Genomic DNA, 18,815 nt, shown 5'->3' with positions numbered 1-18,815 from the left:
TACTGGTGTACTGGTCACCTTTGTTACCGAAGGGTAGCTTACGCCCAGCGCCCTCGGAGCCATACTCCACCACCCCGCCCCGCGCGCAATAAGAGGCCCCGGCACGGTGCGTGTGAGATCAACCCTATTGACGGGTCGGACGTGACACGGAGTGCCCCGAACGGGCACCATCGGCTGTCGGCAACTTACGCTGACGTAACCGTAGGCTCGGGCATGGGCCCGCTGAAGAACGTTGGGCTGACTGTGGCAGATCTCGTGTACCCGCCGATCATCGGCGCAGCCCTGACCGCCTTCCGCGGTCTGGATCTGAAGATCGAGATCGACGGTGCGGAGAATGTACCGCGCACGGGTGGTGCGGTGCTGGTCAGCAACCACATCAGCTACCTGGACTTCCTCTTCGCCGGCCTCGGCGCCTACAAGTCCGCCAAGCGCAAGACGCGCTTCATGGCCAAGGACGACGTCTTCAAGCACCGCGTCTCCGGACCGCTCATGCGGGGCATGCACCACATCCCGGTCGACCGCTCCGACGGTCAGCCCGCCTACGACGCCGCGGTGGCGGCGCTGCGCGCCGGCGAGGTCGTCGGCGTCTTCCCCGAGGCGACGATCTCCCGCTCGTTCATGCTGAAGAAGTTCAAGACCGGCGCCGCCCGCATGGCCGCGGACGCGGACGTGCCGCTGCTGCCGGTCATCCTCTGGGGCACCCAGCGGTTGTGGACCAAGGGCCGGCCGAAGAACCTGACGCGTCGCCACACCCCCGTCATCATCCGCATCGGGGAGCCGATAGTGCTCACTCCGCAGGACCGGCCGGTCATGGTGACCCGCCGCCTGCGGGAGGCGATGAACCAGCTGCTCGAAGGCGCACAGCGGGACTACCCGGACCAGCCGTCCGGCCCCGAGGACACGTGGTGGGTCCCCGCCCAGCTCGGCGGCACCGCGCCCACCCCGCAGCAGGCCGAGGCCGAGGACGAGCAGGCCGCCGCGGACAAGGCCGCGCGCAACGGCTGAGGACCCCGCCTGAACCTGCTGTGAGCCTCCTGGAGACCGGCTGGAGATCAGCTGGAGACCGGCCGGAGATCGACAGGGAACCGGTCGCCGGGCTTCCGCGTCGGATCGGCAACCGATCCAGGAGGACCGATGCACACCACCCTCACCAGGCGTTCGCTGGCCGCGGCCGGCGCCGCCGCCCTCTCCGCCGTGCTGCTGCTCAGCGGCTGCTCGTCCAGCACGAACGCAAGCTCGGGCGCGTCCGGCGGCGCGTCCAACAGCGCCTCCTCTGCGTCCGTGTCGGCTTCCGGATCCGCGAGCGCGTCGGCGACGCCCGGTGGCGGGACCTCGGGCACGTCCGGAGGCGGCGTCTCGGCCACCGGTACCGCCGCGGCCGTCGTGGTGACCAACGCGGACAAGGGTCACACCGTCACGCTGCACCCCGGCCAGACCCTCGAGGTCGTGCTGAGCGGCGGCTACTGGGCGTCGCCCGCGAGCAGTGCCACGTCCGTGCTGAAGCTGTCCGGCGGGCCGAGCTTCGCCTCCCCCTCCCCCGGCCAGAGCTGCCGGCCCGGGGTCGACTGCCGCGCCCAGCAGACGGAGTTCGTCGCGGTCTCGGCCGGCTCGGCGACGGTGAGCTCCTCGCGCAGCAACTGCGGCGAGGCGATGCGGTGCACCGGCTCCAACGGCATGTTCAGCGTCACCGTCACCGTGGCGGCGTCCTGACCACGGCTCAGGAGAGCATGCGGGCCGCGTGCAGTCGGCTCGCATGCTCGACCAGCGCGATCAGCACCTTCTTCCCCGAGTCGCGCTCACGCGCGTCGCACAGGATCACCGGCGTCTCGGCCTCCAGGTCGAGCGCGGTGCTGATCCGCTCCACCGCGTGCTTGCGCGCCCCGGTGAAGCAGTTGACGGCCACGACGAACGGGATGCCACGGCGCTCGAAGTAGTCGACGGACGGGAAGCAGTCCTGGAGGCGGCGGGTGTCGGCCAGCACCACCGCGCCCAGCGCGCCGTGGGCCAACTCGTCCCACAGGAACCAGAACCGGTCCTGGCCGGGGGTGCCGAAGAGGTAGAGCGAGAGCCCCTGCCGGATGGTGATCCGGCCGAAGTCCATGGCCACGGTCGTGGTGGTCTTCTGCTCCACCCCGCCGAGGTCGTCGACGCCGCGGCCGGCCTCGGTCAGCTGCTCCTCGGTCCGCAGCGGACGGATCTCGCTGACCGCGCCGACCAGGGTGGTCTTGCCCACCCCGAAGCCGCCGGCCACCAGGATCTTCAGGGCGAGCGCGGGTTCGTCGGCGGACGTCGCGGGCTTGGTCGAGGTCGCGGGCTTGGGGGCGGCGGTCGTCGGCTTCGTCGAGGTGGCGGTCGCGGGAGCGGGGGCGGTAGCGGGGGCGTCAGAGTGCGCGGAGGCCATTGATCACTTCTCGCAGAATGCGCTCGTCGGGGAGCAGGGCGGGCGGGACGGGACGGCTGACGCGGATCAGGGCCGCGTCCAACAGGTCGCCGAGGAGCACCCGGACCACGCCGACCGGCAGGTCCAGTTCGGCGGCGATCTCGGCGACGGACTGGGCCTGGTGGCGGCAGAGGTTGAGGATCGCGGCGGACTCGGGCGCGAGCCCGAGATCCTCCCCGTACGGGCTGTCCGGTCCGTACGGGGTGTCCGCGACGACCATGGCGATCAGGTCGAACGCCTCAGTGGCGGGCCTGGTCCGGCCCTTGGTCAGGGCGTAGAGGCGGACCATGGGGCCCGCCTCCTCGTCGAACCAGTTCGGTTCCATGTCGCTCAGCCCTCAACCCGCCGAGGGCGCGTCCGCCGCGGTGCGCGGCGGGGTGTGGAGATGCTCGCCCACCCGGCGCACCAGGCGGGCCATCTCGTAGGCGATCAGCCCGATGTCGGCGTCCGCGCCCGCGAAGACGGCCAGGCAGGTGCCGTCCCCCGCGGCGACGACGAAGAGGAAGCCGCCGTCGAGCTCGACCATCGTCTGCCGGACCTCGCCCGCGTCGAAGTGACGGCCGGTGCCCTTGGCCAGGCTGTGGAAGCCGGAGGCGACGGCGGCGAGGTGCTCGCCGTCCTCGCGGCTCAGCCCCGCCGAGACGCCGAGGGCGAGGCCGTCCCGGGAGAGCACGACGGCGTGCCGGACCTGGGCGACCCGGGCGACCAGCTCGTCGAGCAGCCAGTTCAGCTCACCGGTGTGGTTCATCGTCGCGGCCATCCGCGGCGCTCCTCTCGAAGTCGTCGAAGTCGTCGTAGGACGGCCGGGCGGCGCTCGGCGGGTCCTGGTGCAGCCACAGGTGGCGCGCGCCACCGCTGCCGTTGGTGGCGGCGGTGTCGGCCGGATTGACGGTGGTGTCGGCGGCATCGGGTCGGGCCGGTCCCCGGCCGTGGCCGGTGTCCCGGCCCCGGTTCCAGCCGTCGCGCAGCGCGGCCATGGTGGCCCTGGCCTGCTCGGGACTGCGCTCGACGGTCTGCGCTGCGGGCCGTGCCGCACGCGGCCGCTCCGGCGGCGGCGCCTCCCGCAGTTGCACGGCCAGGCTCGCCTGCCGCACCCGGCGCGGAAGTTGGTCGCCGTCCTCGGCGTGATCACCGCTGCCGGGGGTGGACGAGCGCGTGGCGGGCTGCTCCGGCCACCCCAGGGCCCCGTCCCCGGCACGGTCGGATCCTGCGGCGGACCGACCCCCGAACGCCGGATGCGCCCCCTGCCCGGACCGGGTCTCACCCTTGCGCGCGCCCCTGCGTCCGAAGGCCGGGACACCCGTACGCCGCACCGGAAGCTCCACGCCTGAGGCGTCGTCCCCGGCCCCGTCGCCCGCCGCGCCCGCACCGTTCACGGCATCCGGCCTCACCACCGGACGCCCGAGGGGCGGGGTCCCGCCCTGACCGGGTATCACGGCCCCACCGGGGAACGCAGCCCTGGGCCCGCCGAACGGCAGCGGCACGGCGGGCGCGCCGCCCTCAGCCACGCCGGATCCCGCATCGGCGGACTGCACCGAGACCCGATCCGGCGCCTCGGCGCCACCGACCGGGCCGGGGGCGGCAACCGGGCGGCCGAACGGCGACGCCGTGCGGGCGCCCGCATCCGCACCCCACGCGGGCGAACCGCCCCCGGAAGCTGCCTGGCCGCCGGCCCGGCTCGGTGCGTCCACGCCGCCGAGCACCGCCGCTCCGCTGCGTCGTCCGTCGCGGTGATCCGCCGCGGCAGCCGCGCCGGTCGCCCGCGGGGCCCGCGGGGCCTGCGGGGCCTGCGCAGGGGACGGCTGGACGGGAGGGAGGAGGTCCAGTTCCGCGTCGAGGGGCTCCCTGCGGCGCTGACGGCCCGTCTCCAGCAGCGCGCTCGGCAGCAGCACGACGGCGGTGGTGCCGCCGTACGCGGAGGGACGCAACGAGACGCGGACGCCGTGGCGGCGGGCGAGACGGCTGACGACGAAGAGGCCGAGCCGGTCGCTGTCGAAGAGGTCCGCCTGCTGCGCGTCGGCGATGCGCCGGTTCGCCTCGGCGACAGCCTCTTTGCCCATGCCGAGCCCGCGGTCCTCGATCTCCACCGCGTAGCCCGCGCCGACCTGCTCGCCGGAGACCAGCACCTTGGTGTGCGGGGGTGAGAACGCCGTGGCGTTCTCGACGAGTTCGGCCAGCAGGTGGGTGAGGTCGGCGACGGCCGCGCCGACGACGGCGACGCCGGGCAGGCGGCGCACCTCGACGCGGGAGTAGTCCTCGACCTCGGCGACGGCCGAGCGCACCACGTCCAGCAGCGGCACCGGCTTGCGCCAGGCGCGGCCGGGCGCCGCGCCGGAGAGGATGATGAGGCCCTCGGCGTGGCGACGCATCCGCGTGGTGAGGTGGTCGAGCCGGAACAGGTCCTCCAGCTCGGACGGGTCCTCCGTGCGGCGCTCCATCGCGTCGAGCAGCGTCAGCTGCCGGTGCACCAGCACCTGGCTGCGCCGGGCGAGGTTGACGAAGACGCCGGAGACGCCGGAGAGCACCTCGGCGCGTTCGACGGCCGCGGTGAGCGCCGCGCGCTGCACGGTGTTCAGCGCCTCGCCGACCTGGCCGATCTCGTCGTCGCCGGCCTCGACGACGGGGGCCTCGGCGTCGATGTCGATCTCCTCCCCCGCCCGCAGCCGCCGCATCGCCGAGGGCAGCCGCCGCCCGGCCAGCTCCAGCGCGGAGTTGCGCAGTTCCACCAGCTCGACGACGAGCCCGCGGCCGATCCGGACGGAGATCAGCAGCGACAGGACGACGGCGGCGAGACCGAAGAGAACGGCCGCGCCGCTCGCGCTCAGCACGCCGAGGCTGTACGGGTCGGAACCGGACCCGGCCCCGGTGCCGGCGGCGGACAGCACGGAGTCCAGCTGCTGCTGCACCGCGGACGCCGCGGGGGCCCAGTCCGCGCCGGCGGCGTTCACCGCCCGGACACCGCCGCCGGAGGCGTGGACCGCCTCCTCCAACTGGACCAGGGTGTACTCCTGCTGACCCTCCGCCACCTGCCGGTAGGCAGCGAGGTCGGCGGGCTGCAGGTCCGGCGCGGCGGAGGCGTCGAGCGCGAGGCGGGCGTAACGCGCGCCGGTGAACTCCTGGTACTGCTCCTGCGTCATCCGGCCCGCGGCCTGGCCGGCCTGCACGGCGGCGTCCTCGCGGGCGAGCATCTCCCGGGCCTGCGAGAGTTCGAGCACCACCCGGGCGTCGGAGGCGACGGCGCTGTTCTGCACGGCCGTCAGCGAACCCACGACGCCGAGACCGCTGTCCACGACGCCCGCGTACGCGGTCGCGGCGCCGGGCCAGTCCAGTTGCCGCGCCTCGACGCGGGAGCGGAGCCCGTGCAGTGAGCCGGTGGCGGCGTTCAGCGCGGCGATGCGGCCCGGCAGGGTGGCGGCCAGGCCGACGGCGTCCGGTTCGCCGCGCAGGATGTTCTGGCCCATGGCCGCCACGGCGGCGTCGGTGGCCTTGGCTTTTCCGTCGTAGTCGGCCAGCCGGGCCTGGCTGGGCGCGGCCAGGTAGGCGAGGGCGGCGGTGCGTTCGGCCTGGACCGCCGAGACGGCGGCGTCGACGGGTTGCAGCAACGTTTCGTCGACGTGCTTGAACCGCACCAGGGAGTCGATCTGCTGGGCGGTGGTGACGGTGGCGAAGCCCCACAGCGCGAGCAGTGAGACCACGGGGACCATCAGCAGCGAGACGATGCGGGCGCGCACGGTGCGCGGGCGCAGCCGCAGGCGCAGCGCGAGCGGGTGGGGCCGGTAGGCGATCGGCCGTCCCTCGTCGGCGGGCGGTCCGGCGTGGGCGGGGCGCGGACGCGGCGTCACACCGACGGTCGTGGTGCCGGTGGCGGAGGTGGTGGGGGCCGTCACCGCGGCACCGCCGGGACGGAGCGCAGCCCCTCGGCGCCGACGCCGGCGGCGCGTTGCTGCGAGGTGGGTGAGAGCGCGACGAACGCGGAGGTGAGGAACAGGTAGGAGCCGAGGCCCACCGCGAGGGGGAAGATGAACTCCATCAGCGTCGCGCCGTGCAGCGGCGTGTCGGCGGGCTGGACCTGGACCGACACCGCCTCCATGCCGGTGTAGTGCATGGAGCTGACGGCGATGCCCATCACCAGCGAGGCGCCGGCCGCGGCCACCGGTCCGGAGATGTTCAGCCCCGCCCAGAGCGCCGCGGTGGAGGCGCCGATGGCGATGACCACCGAGAGGACGACCTCTAACGGCGCGTAGGTGATCCGGCCGTGGAGGTCGAGCGCGGCCATCCCGATGTAGTGCATGGCCGCGACGCCGAGGCCGGTGGTCGTGCCGCCCAGCAGCAGGGAGCGGTACTTGTGCCTGCCGTAGCCGACGGCGAACGCGCCGAGCCCGACGAAGACCATGGCGCCGAGCAGGCTGAGGATCGTCAGCGGCACGTTGTAGCGGATCTCGGTCCCGGTGACGGTGAAGCCGAGCATCGCCACGAAGTGCATGGTCCAGATCCCGGACCCGATCGCGGAGGCGCCGGTGATCAGCCAGTTGCGCTTGGCACGACCGGTCGAACCGACCGCCCGCACCATGCAGCGCAGCCCTAAGGCCGAGCCGAGGACGGCCATCAGATAGGACAGGACCGGCGTCAGCCAGCCGTACCCCAGCTCGGTCATGCTCCCCATGGCGCCCATGCGGCAGCCCCTCCGTCGTCAGGCTCTGGCAGAACGGAGTGGGACGCTACTGAGCGGATTCATCCGATTACGCGGACTCCCGCAAAAGTGCCGCAGGGGGGAACGAGGTGTGCTGAACTAATAGGGCATATGCCTGTGGTGGGGCGCACGCTACCGCTGGAGCGGCGTTGCAGGGGCGCTACTGGAGCACACCCACCGCGCGGGCGATGACGAGCGCGAGCGTCAGCAGCGAGATCGTCGACTGGGACAGCATCAGCATCTTCGCCCAACGCGACAGCGGCATGGTGTCCGTGGGGCTGAAGGACGTGGCGTTGGTGAACGCCACGTACAGGTAGTCGATGTAGTAGGGCTCCCAGTCGGGCCGGGCTATGCCCTCCTGCTGCATCTGCGGGAAGAGGAAGTCCGGGTGCTTGTGCACGCCCGCCGCGCGGGCGATGGGACCGCCGCGGTCCCACTCCCAGTACCAGAGGCTGAACGCGATGATGTTGGTGATCCAGATCCCGCCGCCGGTCAGCAGCAGCTGCACCGGACTGATCCCCTGCGAGCCGTGGAGGAGGTCGCGCACCAGCAGCACCGCGGACCAGCCGTTCGCGAGACTGACGGCGGCGGCCAGCAGCAGGCCCAGCACCCGCACCCGGTTGCCGGACCTGGCGATGTGACGGTGCGGGTTCACCACCAGCAGCGCGGCCATCAGCAGCAGTTCGAGCGCGGGCATCAGCCAGCGCGGGTGGATGCTGAGGCGCTCGGGCAGGAACCACTGGATGACGATGGCGGCGAGCAGCGCGGCCGTCACGGACCAACGCTGCTCGCCCTCCGTCCTCCGGAGCCACGCGGGGAGCAGCGACTCCTCTTCTGCGCTGTCGAGCTGGACGTTGTCGACGTTCTCCTGGTCGTTCACGGCGCACATTGTGCACGGTGAAGGCAGGAGTCAGGTCAGGGGGCGTCCACCCGGAACGGGTCGTGCTCGGAGAGCAGCTTGTCCAGGCGGGCCTGGTCGATCCGCGTGGTGTAGCGGGTCTCGTCCTGGCGGTCGCGGACGACCTTGGCGAGCGTGAAGGCGGAAGTCACCAGGTACAGCATGCCGAGCCCGAGGAAGGCGCGGATCCAGGCGTCGGTGTCGAGGAAGGCGATGCCCACCACCATGGCGCCGAGGGCGAGGGCGAACGAGAGGACCGCCTGGGCGTAGTAGGCCCCGGTGGTCCCCGATCTGACGGGAGGTGTGTTGGCCATGCCCGCAGGATGCGGGGTACGGAGCGGGCCCGCATGAGTACGGGTACTCAGATCGGTCGTCCGGATCGGGCGGGCCGGATCAGGCGGGCCGGATGGACGGGACGGATCGGGCGGGCCGGATCGGGCGGTCGATACGCTCGACCCGTGAACGAGAGCAGCAAGCCGGCGGCCGGGGCCCGCGAGTACCGCACCGAGGAGCTGGCCCGCGCGGCCGGCATCCCCGTGCGCACCCTGCGCTTCTACCGGGAGCGGCGCCTGCTGCCTCCGCCGCGCCGCGAGGGCCGGATCGCCTTCTACAGCGAGGACCACCTCGCGCGCCTGCGCGTCATCGCCGACCTGCTGGAGCGCGGCCACACCCTGGGCGGCATCGCGGAGCTCCTCGCCGCCTGGGAGTCGGGCCAGGACGTCGCCGAACTGCTCGGACTGGAGGCGGCGATCGGCGCGCCCTGGTCCCAGGAGACGGAGACGGCGGTCACCGCCGAGGAACTGGCGGCGACGTTCCCCGGGCAGGTCGACGCCGACTCTCTCGCCGCCTCCGTGGAACTCGGTTACCTGCGGCAGGAGGGCGACCATTTCGTCCACGTCAGCCGTCGCCTGCTCGACGCCTCCGCCGAGCTCGTCGCGGAGGGCGTGCCGCTCGCCGCGGTCCTCGCCACCGCCCGCGGCGTCCGCGCGAGCGCGGACGCGCTGGCGGACCAGTTCGTCGAACTGATCGTTGACCAACTCCTCCCCGACCTCGACGAACCCCTCCCCCCGGGCGAGCCCGCCCGCCTCGCCGAGGCCCTCGCCCGGCTGCGCGACGTGGCGCGCACCGTGGTCGACGTGGAGTTCGCCCTGGCGATGGACCGCCGCGTCCAGCGCGAGGTCAAACGCATCGGCACCGCCCGCCACACACGGTAGGGCGCGAGGCGCTCCGCGCAAGGCGGGCCACCCACCCTCGGCACAAGGCGGGCCACCCACCCTCGGCGCAAGGCGCTCGGCGCATGGCGGGCCACCCACCCTCGGCACAAGGCGTTCGGTACGAGGCGAGCCGCGCTCGGCGCTCGGCGCTCAGCACGTGGCGAGCCGCCCACCCTCGACGCAAGGCACTCGGCGCATGGCGGGCCACCCGCGCTCGGCGCTAGGCGCGTAGCGCGTGGCCACCCGCGCTCGGCGCTAGGCGCGTGGCGCGTGGCCACCCGCGCTCGGCGCTAAGCGCGTAGCGCGTGGCGAGCCGCGCTCGGCGCTAGGCGCGTGGCGCGTGGCGAGCCGCGCTCGGCGCACGGCGCTTGCGGAGCGTGAAGGCCGTGGCACCGGGCGGGCACGCGGTGACGCGTCCCTTGGGCCGAACCGCGACTCGCGCCGCACCCGAACGCCCCTTCCTCTCCCCGACCCCGCTCAGCCGCATCGGCGGAGCGCAAGGCGACGACACCGGCCCGGTGCTCACGGCACCGCATCTCCGGTGGCCAATCCCTACGCGCGGGGTGCCCGCCACGGCAACGCGAGCGCCTTTCCGGCCCCAGCCGAACGCCCCCACCGCGAGGAGCCCCTCCGCCTGACCGAAGGTCCGGGGACTGCTGCTCCCCACCATGAGGGCCGCGGGCCAAGGGGCGGAGTCGTGCCCCCGGCTCGTCGAGGCCAGGGCGGGCGGGCGCCACCGTCGTGGAGTCCCGAAGCCAGGCTCCCGGCGGCGGGAACCCCGCCAACCCGGATCCCGATGCGGAGCCCCACCCCCGTGGGGGCCCGCAGCGGGGCCGTGCAGGCGGAAAGCCGAGGGGCGGGCTACGCCGGGATGCGGTGGAGGCGTTGCGGGGTGGCGTCCGGGCGGGACTTGTGGAGGAAGGCGCGGCGGAGGGCGTGGTAGGAGTCGTCGGGGCCGTAGAAGTTGCGGTGCATCAGGGCGAGTTCCTCCGAGCGGTACCAGGCGAGGGGCCGGCGGCCCTCCGCGCGGCGGAGCGCGCCGCGCTTCGCGGCGAGGCGGCGCGGGAGGCGGGGGTCGACGGCGAGGCCCTGCGCGAGGTCGGCGACGTGGTCGGCCACGCCCTCCGGCGTGCAGTCCAGGACACGGTCGACGAGGCCGAGATCGAGCGCGCGCTCCGGGCCGATCGGCAGCGCCTCCGTGGTCAGCCGGCGCGCCTGCTCCTGGCCGACCCGGCGCGGGAGGGAGTACGTCCAGAACTCCGAGCCGTGCAGCCCCATCAGCCGGTAGTGCGGGTTCAGCACCGCGCCCGCGCGCACCCACACCTCGTCCGCGGCGAGCGCCAGCATCAGCCCGCCCGCGGCGGCGTTGCCGCCGAGCGCGGCGACGGTGAGCTTGTCGCGGGTGGTCAGGATCGCCTCGACCAGGTCGTCCATGGCGTTGATGTTGGCCCACGACTCGCGCGCGGGATCGGGCGCGGCCTCGATCGCGCCGAGGTGGATCCCGTGGGAGAACACGTCCCGGTGCGCGCCGAGGACCAGCACCCGCGTCGGGCGGCTGCGCGCGTAGCGGTAGGCGACGAGCAGCCGTCGGCAGTCCGAGGTGCTCATCGCCCCGCCGGGGAACGAGAAGCGGAGCAGCCCGGCGCTGCCGTGCTCGTGGTAGCGGATCGTGGACCAGGTCTGCCGCTTGTGGTGCGGCCGCAGCGCGGCGCTGATCTCCGGGACGCCGCGCAGCAGTCCGGTCGTCGCGAGGACGGTCGCCGCCGGGGCCTTCGCGGTCGGCGGCCCGTCCTGCTCGCGACGCGGACGCAGTGCGGTGAGCCACACCGCGCCGTCGACGGTGGCCCGGCAGACCGCTCCGTCGCGCGTCGCCAGCAGCGTGCCGGGGGCGCCGCGCAGTTCGTCCTCGGGCTGGCCGCCGTAGAGGTAGTAGGCGCGGCCGCCGAGCGTGTCCAGCACGCCGGGACTGGAGTCGGCGGTGCGGAGCTTGCGGGCGACCACGTCGGTCCCCTCCCCCGTCCAGTCGATCGCCCGCAGCTCCTGGCGGAAGTACGGCCGGGCCGCGCCGCGCCGGTCGGCGGGCCTCGGCACGAACCGGTGCGAGGCGAATCGTTCCACCGCACGCTGCACGGCCGCTGACGCGGCGTCGGCGAGCTCGTTGCGGTAGAGGTCGCTCTTGGCGATCCCGCCCGCCTCGGCGTGCTCGGGGATGTCGAACGGCTCCGCGGCCCAGACCGGCCCGGCGTCCATCTCGGCCACGGCCTGGAGCACCGTCACACCCCAACTGCGCCGCCCCTCGGCGAGCGCCCAGTCCAGCGCGGAGGGCCCCCGGTCCCCGGGCGGCCCGGGATGCACGATCAGGCAGGTGTGCCGCGACCAGACGTCCTCCGGGATCCGGCTGGTGAGCATGGGCGCGACGATCAGCTCGGGGCTGTGTCTGTGGACCGCCTCGCGCAGCTCTGTGTCCCCTCTCGGCCCGCCGCCGAGGTCGAGCGAGACGGATATCTGGTGGCCCTGGTACGCCAGTTCGACGGCAAGGCGCTGGGTGAGGCTGTTGAAGGCGCTGGCGTGAAGGAGGATGCGCATGTTTCCCTCCGGGACGGAAGGGGGACCGACGGCCACGGCCCCGCGTATGCCGCCGTCCCTACCCGCGCCCCCCAACCGGCACGCGGAGTTCCGCCCCGCCGCCCGATGCCTCGCCGCACACCGTGCGAGGCCCGTGCACCCGCACGCCCCCCGTCGCGCCTTGACGTCCCATCCCTCCCCGAGAAGGCCCTGCGTACCCGGCTCGGTCGGCGACCCGACGCGGTACGGCTCGGCTCGGCCCATCGCCTGGGCGGACCCGGGGCCCGGAGGGGAGCGCCGCCGGCTCGAAGGCCCGCTGCCCGGGCCGGCGCGGGTCCGGCCTCCCCCACCAGTCAGCGGGCACAGGCACCGGGCCCCTGGGGATGGCCCCTCCTCGCGGTGGTTCAGGCGGCCGGGTAGGGCTCCAGACGGTAGCCGCGGAGGAAGCGGTCGGCGACGGTCGCGCTCCAGGGGCGGACCAGGTCGTGCAGGCGGCGGGTGCGCTCCTCGCCGAGGGCGCGCCAGGGGGCGAGGGAGAGACGGTCCGTCAGGTCCTCGATCTCCTCGCGGAGCTCCCGCCCGCGCAGCGTCAGACCGCCGTCCTCGGTGAGCAGGTGACGCTCGTGGAGGCGCTGCTCCGCCGCCTCCCACGCCTCGTCGGACCAGCCGCGGCGGAGCTGGATGGAGGCACGCCGCTCGTGGCCCGCGGCGACCGCGTTGACGAGGACCTCGACCGCGTCCAGGCCGGAGGCCAGCAGCGCGGTGTTGTGGCCGTCGCCGCGCCACTCGCGCAGGGTGGTGACCGCCTGCCAGAGCTTGAGGTGGGGAGCCTCGGGGAGGGGCAGCGCGGCGTTGGCCGCGCCCAGCGGACGGCCGGCGAAGGTGCACGCGGCGGCCGCCTCCGCGGCGAGCTCCGCCGCCTCGGCCATCTCGGCGGAGCCGACGGCCTCCGCGCCGAGGGTGTCGTGCAGCGCGGCGTCCGCCGCCTCCAGCCGAACGGCGAGGATCTCCTCGGGGAAGCCCGCCGCGCGGACCTTCGCCGTGTTCGCCGCGATCATGCCGGGCTCGAAATGGAAGAAGACCGCCTCGACGAGACCCTCGGACGCCGCGCCCAGGGGCGCCGAGCGGCCGGCGAAGTACGCGGCCCAGGCGTCGAGCCCGAGGGAGCCGAAGACGCCCACCGCGGCGGGGCTGAAGACGAGCACCGCGTAGTAGGGGTCGAGGACGTCGCGCATGGCGCGTGCGGCCCGGAGGTCGAACGGTCGAGTCGTCATCGCAACAGACTAGGGGACCTGGACCCGAATAGGTTGACTTCCTAAACCTTTCTTGCCTAAAGTTTCATTCAGAAACTTCATGCACTGAACTATCCAGTTTCCCGAAGGACCTCAGCTCGATGAGCACCTCCCTGTCCGCGAGCGCCGCCGCGCCCACCGCACGGCACGGCAGCACGCCCCTCATCCTGGCCCTCGGCCTCGCGGCGATGGTCGTCTCGATGGCCCAGACCCAGGTCGTCCCGATCCTGTCGCTGCTCGCGCACGACCTGCACGCCAGCAGCTCCGGCGTCAGCTGGGTGACCACCGCCACGCTGCTCTCGGCGGCGGTCTTCACCCCGCTGCTGGGTCGCGTCGGCGACCTCTACGGCAAGAAGCCCACCCTGATCGCCGTCCTCGCGGTGATGGTGGCCGGTTCGCTGCTCGCGGCGACGACGTCCTCGCTCACGCTGCTGATCGTCGGCCGGGTGCTGCAGGGCTCCGCCACCGCGATCTTCCCGCTGGCGCTGTCGATCATCCGCGACCAGGTCGCCCACGAGAAGCTGCACGGCGCGATGGCGCTGGTCAGTAGCACCCTGGCGTTCGGCTCCGGCCTGTCGCTGGTGATCACCGGCCTGCTGACCCAGGGCTCGAACCCGAACTACCACTCGGTCTTCTGGGTCTCCACCGGCCTCTCGCTGCTGGCGCTCGTCGCCGTCGTCCTCCTCGTCCCGAACCGCGGGCACGCGGCCGGCGGCCGGATCGACTACCTCGGCACGCTGACCATGGCCGGCTTCCTGGTCCTGCTGCTGCTCGGCATCTCCCAGGGCCACGACTGGGGCTGGACCTCCGGCAAGACGCTGGGCTGCTTCGTCGGCGCCGTCGTCGTCGCGGCGGTCTGGGTCCTGGTCGAGCTCAAGGTCGACTCCCCGCTGGTGGACATGAAGATGTTCACGCACCGCCAGGTCGCCTTCACCAACCTCTCCGGCCTGTTCATCGGCTTCGCCTCGTTCGCGCAGTTCATCGGCATCTCCTACCTGGTGCAGATGCCGAAGCAGCTGACCGGTTACGGCTTCACCGCGTCCGTGCTGCGCGCCTCCGTCGAGTACCTGCTGCCGAGCTCGCTCATCGCGCTGATCGCGGCGCCGATCGGCGGCATCCTGGTCCGCAGGATCAGCGCGCGGGCCACGCTCGCGATGGGCGCGCTGGTCGGCGTGGCCGGCTTCGGCTGGCTGGCCTTCGCCCACGGCAGCAGCACCGGCGTGATCCTGGCCGGACTGCTGACCGGCACCTCGATCGCCTTCGGCTACGCCTCCATGCCCGCCCTGATCGCGGCCAGCGTCCCACTGGAGCAGACCGGCATCGCCAACGGCATCAACTCCATCTCCCGTTCGGTCGGCAGCTCGATCGCCTCGGCGGTCGTCACCTCGCTGCTCGCCTCCAAGCTGATCCACGGCCTGCCGCCCGGCCTGCCGCCGCTGCCGCAGCAGAGCCAGTTCACGCTGAGCTTCGTGATCGCCATGGGCGCGCTGGTGCTGACCGTCCCGGTCGCCCTGGTCGGCCTGAGCCGGATGCACAAGCCCCTGTCCGCGCCGGTCGCCTCCGGCGGCTCCACGGCTGCGGTCGCCGACGCGGACGCGGAGACCTCCACCGTCGACGCGAAGGCTTCGCTCAGCAGCTGAGATCGGAACCGATCTCGTCGAAATGGCCCGTGCGACCCCGAACTTCCTGGTCCGGGGCGTACGGGCCATTCGCACGGAAGATGAATCCTCGGTGATGTGCTCACGCCATTTCACCCCGCCTCTTACTTGACGATCATCCGATGAGTAGCCTCTCCCCCGTGCCATCAACCTCAGACGTCCCGGCCGCCGTCGGAAGCTTCGCGGCAATCTGGAGCCGCGCGCTCTTCCCGGCCACGCCGACCGATCTGACACGGGATCAGCTCACGGAGCTGCTCACCCCCATGGCCGGGCAACTGCGCGACGCCCTGCACCAGGACCGCTTCGACCCGCGTCCCGCCCGCGCGATAGGGAATCGCCTGGTCCGCGGCCACTCCGGCGAACCCGACGCCCTCGCCCAGACGCTCGGCGTCATGGACGCCTACCTGCTGCTCTACTTCCCTCCGCCCAAGCCCCTCTCCGGTCCGATCGCCCGCGCCCGCAGCGCGCGCCTCCAGCACGCCGTGGCGGCGGGATTCGTGGAGGCGCTGCGGGACGGGTGAGGCGCGGCGCGAAATCGCGGTGGGCGCGTCGCGACCGACGCGTCGCCGCGGGTGAATTGCGACACACAGGGGCAGCGGCGGCTTCCCCCGTGCAGGGATTGTGCAGGTAGGTGTCAGTGGCAGCCGTTACTGTCGTGAGCCATGCGCTTCCTGCACACCTCCGACTGGCATCTGGGCCGCTCGCTCCACCGCGAGAACCTCCTCCCGGCCCAACGTGCCTTCCTGCGCCACCTGGTGCAGACGGCCGAGGCCGAGCAGGTCGACGCCGTCCTCGTCGCGGGTGACGTGTACGACAGGGCCGTCCCCAGTCTCGGGGCCGTCGAGCTGTTCGACGAGGCGCTGCACGCGCTCGCCGCGCTCGGCGTGCCGGTCGTGCTGATCAGCGGGAACCACGACAGCGCACAGCGCCTCGGGGTCGGCGCGGGGCTGGTCGCCCGCGCCGGGGTCCACCTGCGGACCGCGCCCGACGCGGACGCGCTCGCCGCGCCGGTCGTGCTGGAGGACGCCCACGGGCAGGTCGCCGTCTACGGGCTGCCGTATCTGGAGCCCGCGCTCGTGCGGCAGCGGCTGGCCGCGGAGGAGGCGAGCCACACGGCCGTCCTCTCCGCCGCCATGGACGCCGTCCGGGCCGACCTCGCCGCCCGCCGCGCGGACGGCGCGGGCGGCGCGGGCGGCGCGGAGAGCGCGGACGTGCGTGCCGTCGTGCTCGCGCACGCCTTCGTCATCGGCGGCGAGGCGTGCGACAGCGAGCGCGACATCGCGGTCGGCGGCGTGCCGAGCGTGCCGGCGTCGGTGTTCGAGGGCGTGGACTACGCCGCCCTCGGCCATCTGCACGGGTGTCAGACGATCAACGAGCGTGTGCGCTACAGCGGATCGCCGCTGGCGTACTCCTTCTCCGAGGCCGACCACCGCAAGTCGATGTGGCTGGTCGAGCTCGGTCCCGCGGGCGAGGTGAGCGCCGAGCGGATCGACTGCCCGGTGCCGCGCCGCCTCGCACGTCTGCGCGGCGAGCTGGAGGAGCTGCTGACCGGCTCGGCGTACGAGGCCGTCGAGGACTGCTGGCTGCACGTCACCCTGACCGACACGGCGCGCCCGCCGCAGGCGATGGAGCGGCTGCGGGCGCGTTTCCCGCACACCCTTCAGCTCGCGTTCGAGCCGCAGGGCCGGGAGGACGACGGGCTGCGCAGCTACGGCGCGCGGGTGCGGGGGCGGGACGACGGCGCGGTGGCCCTCGGGTTCGTCCGGCACGTGCGCGGCGCGGACGCTTCGGCGGCGGAGTCGACGCTGCTGGTCACGGCGGTGGAGGCGGCCGCGCGCGCGGCGGGCGGGGAGATCTGATGCGGCTGCACACGCTGACCGTCACGGCCTTCGGCCCGTTCGGCGGGGAGGAGCGGGTCGACTTCGACACGCTCGCCTCCGGCGGTCTCTTCCTGCTGACCGGCCCCACCGGCGCGGGCAAGACCAGCGTCCTGGACGCGGTCTGCTTCGCGCTCTACGGTTCGGTGCCCGGCAGCCGCGGCCGCGCCGCGCGCGGGCTGCGCAGCGACCACGCCGAGGCGTCGCTGCTCACCCGGGTCGAGCTGGAGCTCACCCTCGGCGGCCGGCGCCTGCTGATCCAGCGCAGCCCCGAGCAGCTGCGGCCCAAGCAGCGCGGCGAGGGCATGACGCCGGTCAAGGCGCAGACGTTGCTGAGCGAGTGGTCCGCGGAGGACGCCGCGTGGCGCCCGCGCAGCGGCTCGCACCAGGAGATCGGTCAGGAACTGCTCGACCTGATCGGCATGAGCCGGGATCAGTTCACCCAGGTCGTGCTGCTCCCGCAGGGCGATTTCGCCCGTTTCCTGCAGGCGACCGCCCAGGACCGCCGCGAGCTGCTGGGCCGTCTCTTCGACACCCGCCGCTTCGGCGACGTCGAGGCCTGGCTGGCGGAGCACCGGCAGCGCTGCGAGAAGGAGACGCAGGCCGTACGCGCCGACATCGCGGCGTCCGTGGAACGGCTGCACGAGGCGGCGGGAGCCGCGGAGTTGCCCGCGCCCGAGGGGGAGGCCGCGGCCGAGGGGGTCTCCGCGTGGGCCGCCGCGCTGCGCGAGCAGGCCGCGCTGCGGCACGAGGTGGCCTCGGTGCGGTACGCGCTCGTCACCGAGCGGCGCGCCGCGAGCCGGGCGCGCCTGCGCGACGCCGAGGAGCTGTCCGCGCGCCAGCAGGAGCACCGCGCGGCCGTCGGGGCGCTGACCGCGCTGGCGGCGGAGGAACCGGAGCAGCGCGAGCGCGCGGAGGTTCTGGCCCGGGCCGAGCGCGCGGCCTCGCTCGCCCCTGTCCTGCGCCAGGTCGAGGAGGCGAAGCATTCCGCCGAACGCGCGGCGGCCGACCGCACGCGGGCCCTCGCCTCCCTCCCCGACGACGTGCCCGGCGTCGACCGCCTGACCGGCCGACCGCACGCGACCGCCGCCGTGCAAACGACCGCGCCCGCGACACAGACGGGGCTCGCCGCACAGGCCGGGAGCGGGCCGGGGAGCGGGAGCGGGCCGGGGAGCGGGAGCCACGCCGACCGGGCGACCGGCCAGGCGCCCGCAGGCCCGCACCCGAGCCCGGCCGACCCCACCGCGCCCACCACGCCCACCACGGACGCGGCGGCCCGGCGCGCAGCCGGGCAGGCGACGTCGGGCGTGCCCGTGCCGCGCCGGGCCGAGGAGGCGGAGGAGCACGCCGCGCGAGCGGCAGCCGAACGGACGCGCGCCGTCACCGCACGTCCCGACGACGCGCGGAGCGCCGACCGCCCTCGCACGGGCCACCCGCACGCGACCGGCGGCCCGAGCCCGGCCGCGGATGCCGCGGATGCCGTGGATCCCGATGACGCGGTGGACGCGGCCCTGCGCGCGGCGGAGCGGGCGACGCTGGGCGCGGTTGGCGAGTTGCGTGCGCTGCTGGGCGCCGAGCGTCGGTTCGAGGCGGTGGGCGAGGAGTCCGCGCGGGCCGAGCGGCGGTTCGGGCAGGCCGAGGAAGCGAGGGAGGACGCGGCCGGGTGGCTTTCGAGCTGGCCCGCCGTCAGGGCGCGGGCGCAGCAGGTCGTCGACGAGGCGCGCGTGGCGGCGGGGCGGCGGCCGGGCCTGGACGAGAAGCTGCACGTCGTCGAGGAGCGCGCCGGCGCGGCCGGGCAGCGCGACGCGCTGCGCGGTCGGCACGAGGAGTCGCGTGAGCGCCACCTCGCGCTGCGCGACGGGACGGCGGACGCACAGGAGGCGTGGCTGGGTCTCAAGCAGCGCCGGATCGAGGGCATGGCGGCCGAGTTGGCCGCGCGTCTGGAGCCGGGCGCGCCCTGCGCGGTCTGCGGTGCGACGGAGCACCCCGCCCCGGCCGTCGCCGCGCCGGATCAGGTGACGCCGGAGCAGGAGCGCGCCGCCGAGGCCGCGTTCCGCAGGCTGGAGCGGCAGACGACGGATGCGGGCGCGGAGGTCGCCCGCCTGGCGGCGGAGCTCTCCGCCGCCGAGGCGCGCGCGGGCTCGGCCTCCCGGGCGGAGCTGCTCGCGGAGGCGGCGGGCC

At 74.1% G+C, this 18,815-nt stretch carries 16 protein-coding genes; 7 read left to right on the top strand and 9 right to left on the bottom strand.

What is annotated here, in order from left to right:
- Positions 1–243: 243 nt before the first annotated feature.
- Together TR50_RS40230 and TR50_RS40225 are read left to right on the top strand one after the other, a co-directional pair.
- A complete protein-coding gene (locus TR50_RS40230) occupies positions 244–1,005 on the top strand; it encodes a lysophospholipid acyltransferase family protein (RefSeq protein WP_042434811.1) in 762 nt (253 codons plus the stop codon).
- Between the two features lie 129 nt (positions 1,006–1,134).
- Complete coding sequence (locus tag TR50_RS40225; RefSeq protein WP_042434808.1) at positions 1,135–1,710, top strand: hypothetical protein; 576 nt, start codon at positions 1,135–1,137, stop codon at positions 1,708–1,710.
- A gap of 7 nt (positions 1,711–1,717) precedes the next feature.
- On the opposite strand, the gene TR50_RS40220 is transcribed toward TR50_RS40225, so the two are convergent.
- The 7 genes from TR50_RS40220 to TR50_RS40190 all read right to left on the bottom strand — a co-directional run bounded on the left by TR50_RS40220 (position 1,718) and on the right by TR50_RS40190 (position 8,342).
- Positions 1,718–2,401: a GTP-binding protein gene (locus TR50_RS40220; protein WP_084701837.1), complete on the bottom strand. Its 684-nt coding sequence runs from the start codon at positions 2,399–2,401 to the stop codon at positions 1,718–1,720.
- The gene (locus tag TR50_RS40215; protein WP_042434806.1) at positions 2,382–2,765 is read right to left on the bottom strand and encodes a DUF742 domain-containing protein; all 384 of its coding nucleotides are present in this window, start codon (positions 2,763–2,765) and stop codon (positions 2,382–2,384) included. Before TR50_RS40215 ends, TR50_RS40220 begins: the two co-directional genes overlap by 20 nt.
- 12 nt (positions 2,766–2,777) lie before the next feature.
- Entirely contained in the window at positions 2,778–3,200 is a 423-nt protein-coding gene (locus TR50_RS40210; protein WP_042434815.1) for a roadblock/LC7 domain-containing protein, read from the bottom strand.
- Positions 3,172–6,327 carry a nitrate- and nitrite sensing domain-containing protein gene (locus TR50_RS40205; RefSeq protein ID WP_052441855.1) on the bottom strand — a complete coding sequence of 1,052 codons (3,156 nt, stop codon included), beginning with the start codon at positions 6,325–6,327 and terminating at the stop codon, positions 3,172–3,174. The genes TR50_RS40210 and TR50_RS40205 overlap by 29 nt, the downstream gene beginning before the upstream one ends.
- Positions 6,324–7,103 carry an MHYT domain-containing protein gene (locus tag TR50_RS40200; protein ID WP_042434813.1) on the bottom strand — a complete coding sequence of 260 codons (780 nt, stop codon included), beginning with the start codon at positions 7,101–7,103 and terminating at the stop codon, positions 6,324–6,326. Before TR50_RS40200 ends, TR50_RS40205 begins: the two co-directional genes overlap by 4 nt.
- A gap of 187 nt (positions 7,104–7,290) precedes the next feature.
- On the bottom strand, positions 7,291–8,010 hold the full coding sequence (locus tag TR50_RS40195; RefSeq protein WP_236654800.1) for a hypothetical protein: 720 nt from the start codon (positions 8,008–8,010) through the stop codon (positions 7,291–7,293).
- A 35-nt stretch (positions 8,011–8,045) separates the two neighbouring features.
- A complete protein-coding gene (locus TR50_RS40190; RefSeq protein WP_042434798.1) occupies positions 8,046–8,342 on the bottom strand; it encodes a YiaA/YiaB family inner membrane protein in 297 nt (98 codons plus the stop codon).
- Between the two features lie 144 nt (positions 8,343–8,486).
- Here TR50_RS40190 and TR50_RS40185 point away from each other — a divergent pair, with 144 nt between their 5' ends.
- The gene (locus TR50_RS40185) at positions 8,487–9,242 is read left to right on the top strand and encodes a MerR family transcriptional regulator (RefSeq protein ID WP_042434795.1); all 756 of its coding nucleotides are present in this window, start codon (positions 8,487–8,489) and stop codon (positions 9,240–9,242) included.
- 861 nt (positions 9,243–10,103) lie between these two features.
- Here the strand turns inward: TR50_RS40185 and TR50_RS40180 are convergent.
- Complete coding sequence (locus TR50_RS40180; RefSeq protein WP_042434792.1) at positions 10,104–11,828, bottom strand: enoyl-CoA hydratase-related protein; 1,725 nt, start codon at positions 11,826–11,828, stop codon at positions 10,104–10,106.
- A 383-nt stretch (positions 11,829–12,211) separates the two neighbouring features.
- Entirely contained in the window at positions 12,212–13,081 is an 870-nt protein-coding gene (locus TR50_RS40175; protein ID WP_042434789.1) for an SCO6745 family protein, read from the bottom strand.
- 119 nt (positions 13,082–13,200) lie between these two features.
- Here TR50_RS40175 and TR50_RS40170 point away from each other — a divergent pair, with 119 nt between their 5' ends.
- The 4 genes from TR50_RS40170 to TR50_RS40155 form a co-directional block, all read left to right on the top strand.
- Entirely contained in the window at positions 13,201–14,739 is a 1,539-nt protein-coding gene (locus TR50_RS40170; protein WP_042434786.1) for an MFS transporter, read from the top strand.
- Between the two features lie 158 nt (positions 14,740–14,897).
- A complete protein-coding gene (locus TR50_RS40165; RefSeq protein WP_042434782.1) occupies positions 14,898–15,278 on the top strand; it encodes a hypothetical protein in 381 nt (126 codons plus the stop codon).
- A gap of 141 nt (positions 15,279–15,419) precedes the next feature.
- A complete protein-coding gene (locus TR50_RS40160; RefSeq protein WP_042434780.1) occupies positions 15,420–16,616 on the top strand; it encodes an exonuclease SbcCD subunit D in 1,197 nt (398 codons plus the stop codon).
- Positions 16,616–18,815: AAA family ATPase (locus TR50_RS40155; RefSeq protein WP_042434777.1), on the top strand; the 2,200-nt coding region annotated here is incomplete at its 3' end. The genes TR50_RS40160 and TR50_RS40155, both read left to right, overlap by 1 nt.

Source organism: Streptacidiphilus anmyonensis, from assembly GCF_000787855.1.
In the GTDB taxonomy this organism is placed as follows: domain Bacteria; phylum Actinomycetota; class Actinomycetes; order Streptomycetales; family Streptomycetaceae; genus Streptacidiphilus; species Streptacidiphilus anmyonensis.
The sequence above is the reverse complement of the archived record's forward strand: the minus strand, read 5'-3'. Positions and strand labels throughout refer to the sequence as shown.

What these genes read in the sequence shown, in the direction of transcription:
- TR50_RS40220 (WP_084701837.1), bottom strand. Translation starts at nt 2,401, where the DNA reads ATGGCCTCCGCGCACTCTGACGCCCCCGCTACCGCCCCCGCTCCCGCG.
- TR50_RS40175 (WP_042434789.1), bottom strand. Translation starts at nt 13,081, where the DNA reads ATGACGACTCGACCGTTCGACCTCCGGGCCGCACGCGCCATGCGCGAC.
- TR50_RS40210 (WP_042434815.1), bottom strand. Translation starts at nt 3,200, where the DNA reads ATGGCCGCGACGATGAACCACACCGGTGAGCTGAACTGGCTGCTCGAC.
- TR50_RS40180 (WP_042434792.1), bottom strand. Translation starts at nt 11,828, where the DNA reads ATGCGCATCCTCCTTCACGCCAGCGCCTTCAACAGCCTCACCCAGCGC.
- TR50_RS40190 (WP_042434798.1), bottom strand. Translation starts at nt 8,342, where the DNA reads ATGGCCAACACACCTCCCGTCAGATCGGGGACCACCGGGGCCTACTAC.
- TR50_RS40215 (WP_042434806.1), bottom strand. Translation starts at nt 2,765, where the DNA reads ATGGAACCGAACTGGTTCGACGAGGAGGCGGGCCCCATGGTCCGCCTC.
- TR50_RS40170 (WP_042434786.1), top strand. Translation starts at nt 13,201, where the DNA reads ATGAGCACCTCCCTGTCCGCGAGCGCCGCCGCGCCCACCGCACGGCAC.
- TR50_RS40225 (WP_042434808.1), top strand. Translation starts at nt 1,135, where the DNA reads ATGCACACCACCCTCACCAGGCGTTCGCTGGCCGCGGCCGGCGCCGCC.
- TR50_RS40200 (WP_042434813.1), bottom strand. Translation starts at nt 7,103, where the DNA reads ATGGGGAGCATGACCGAGCTGGGGTACGGCTGGCTGACGCCGGTCCTG.
- TR50_RS40160 (WP_042434780.1), top strand. Translation starts at nt 15,420, where the DNA reads ATGCGCTTCCTGCACACCTCCGACTGGCATCTGGGCCGCTCGCTCCAC.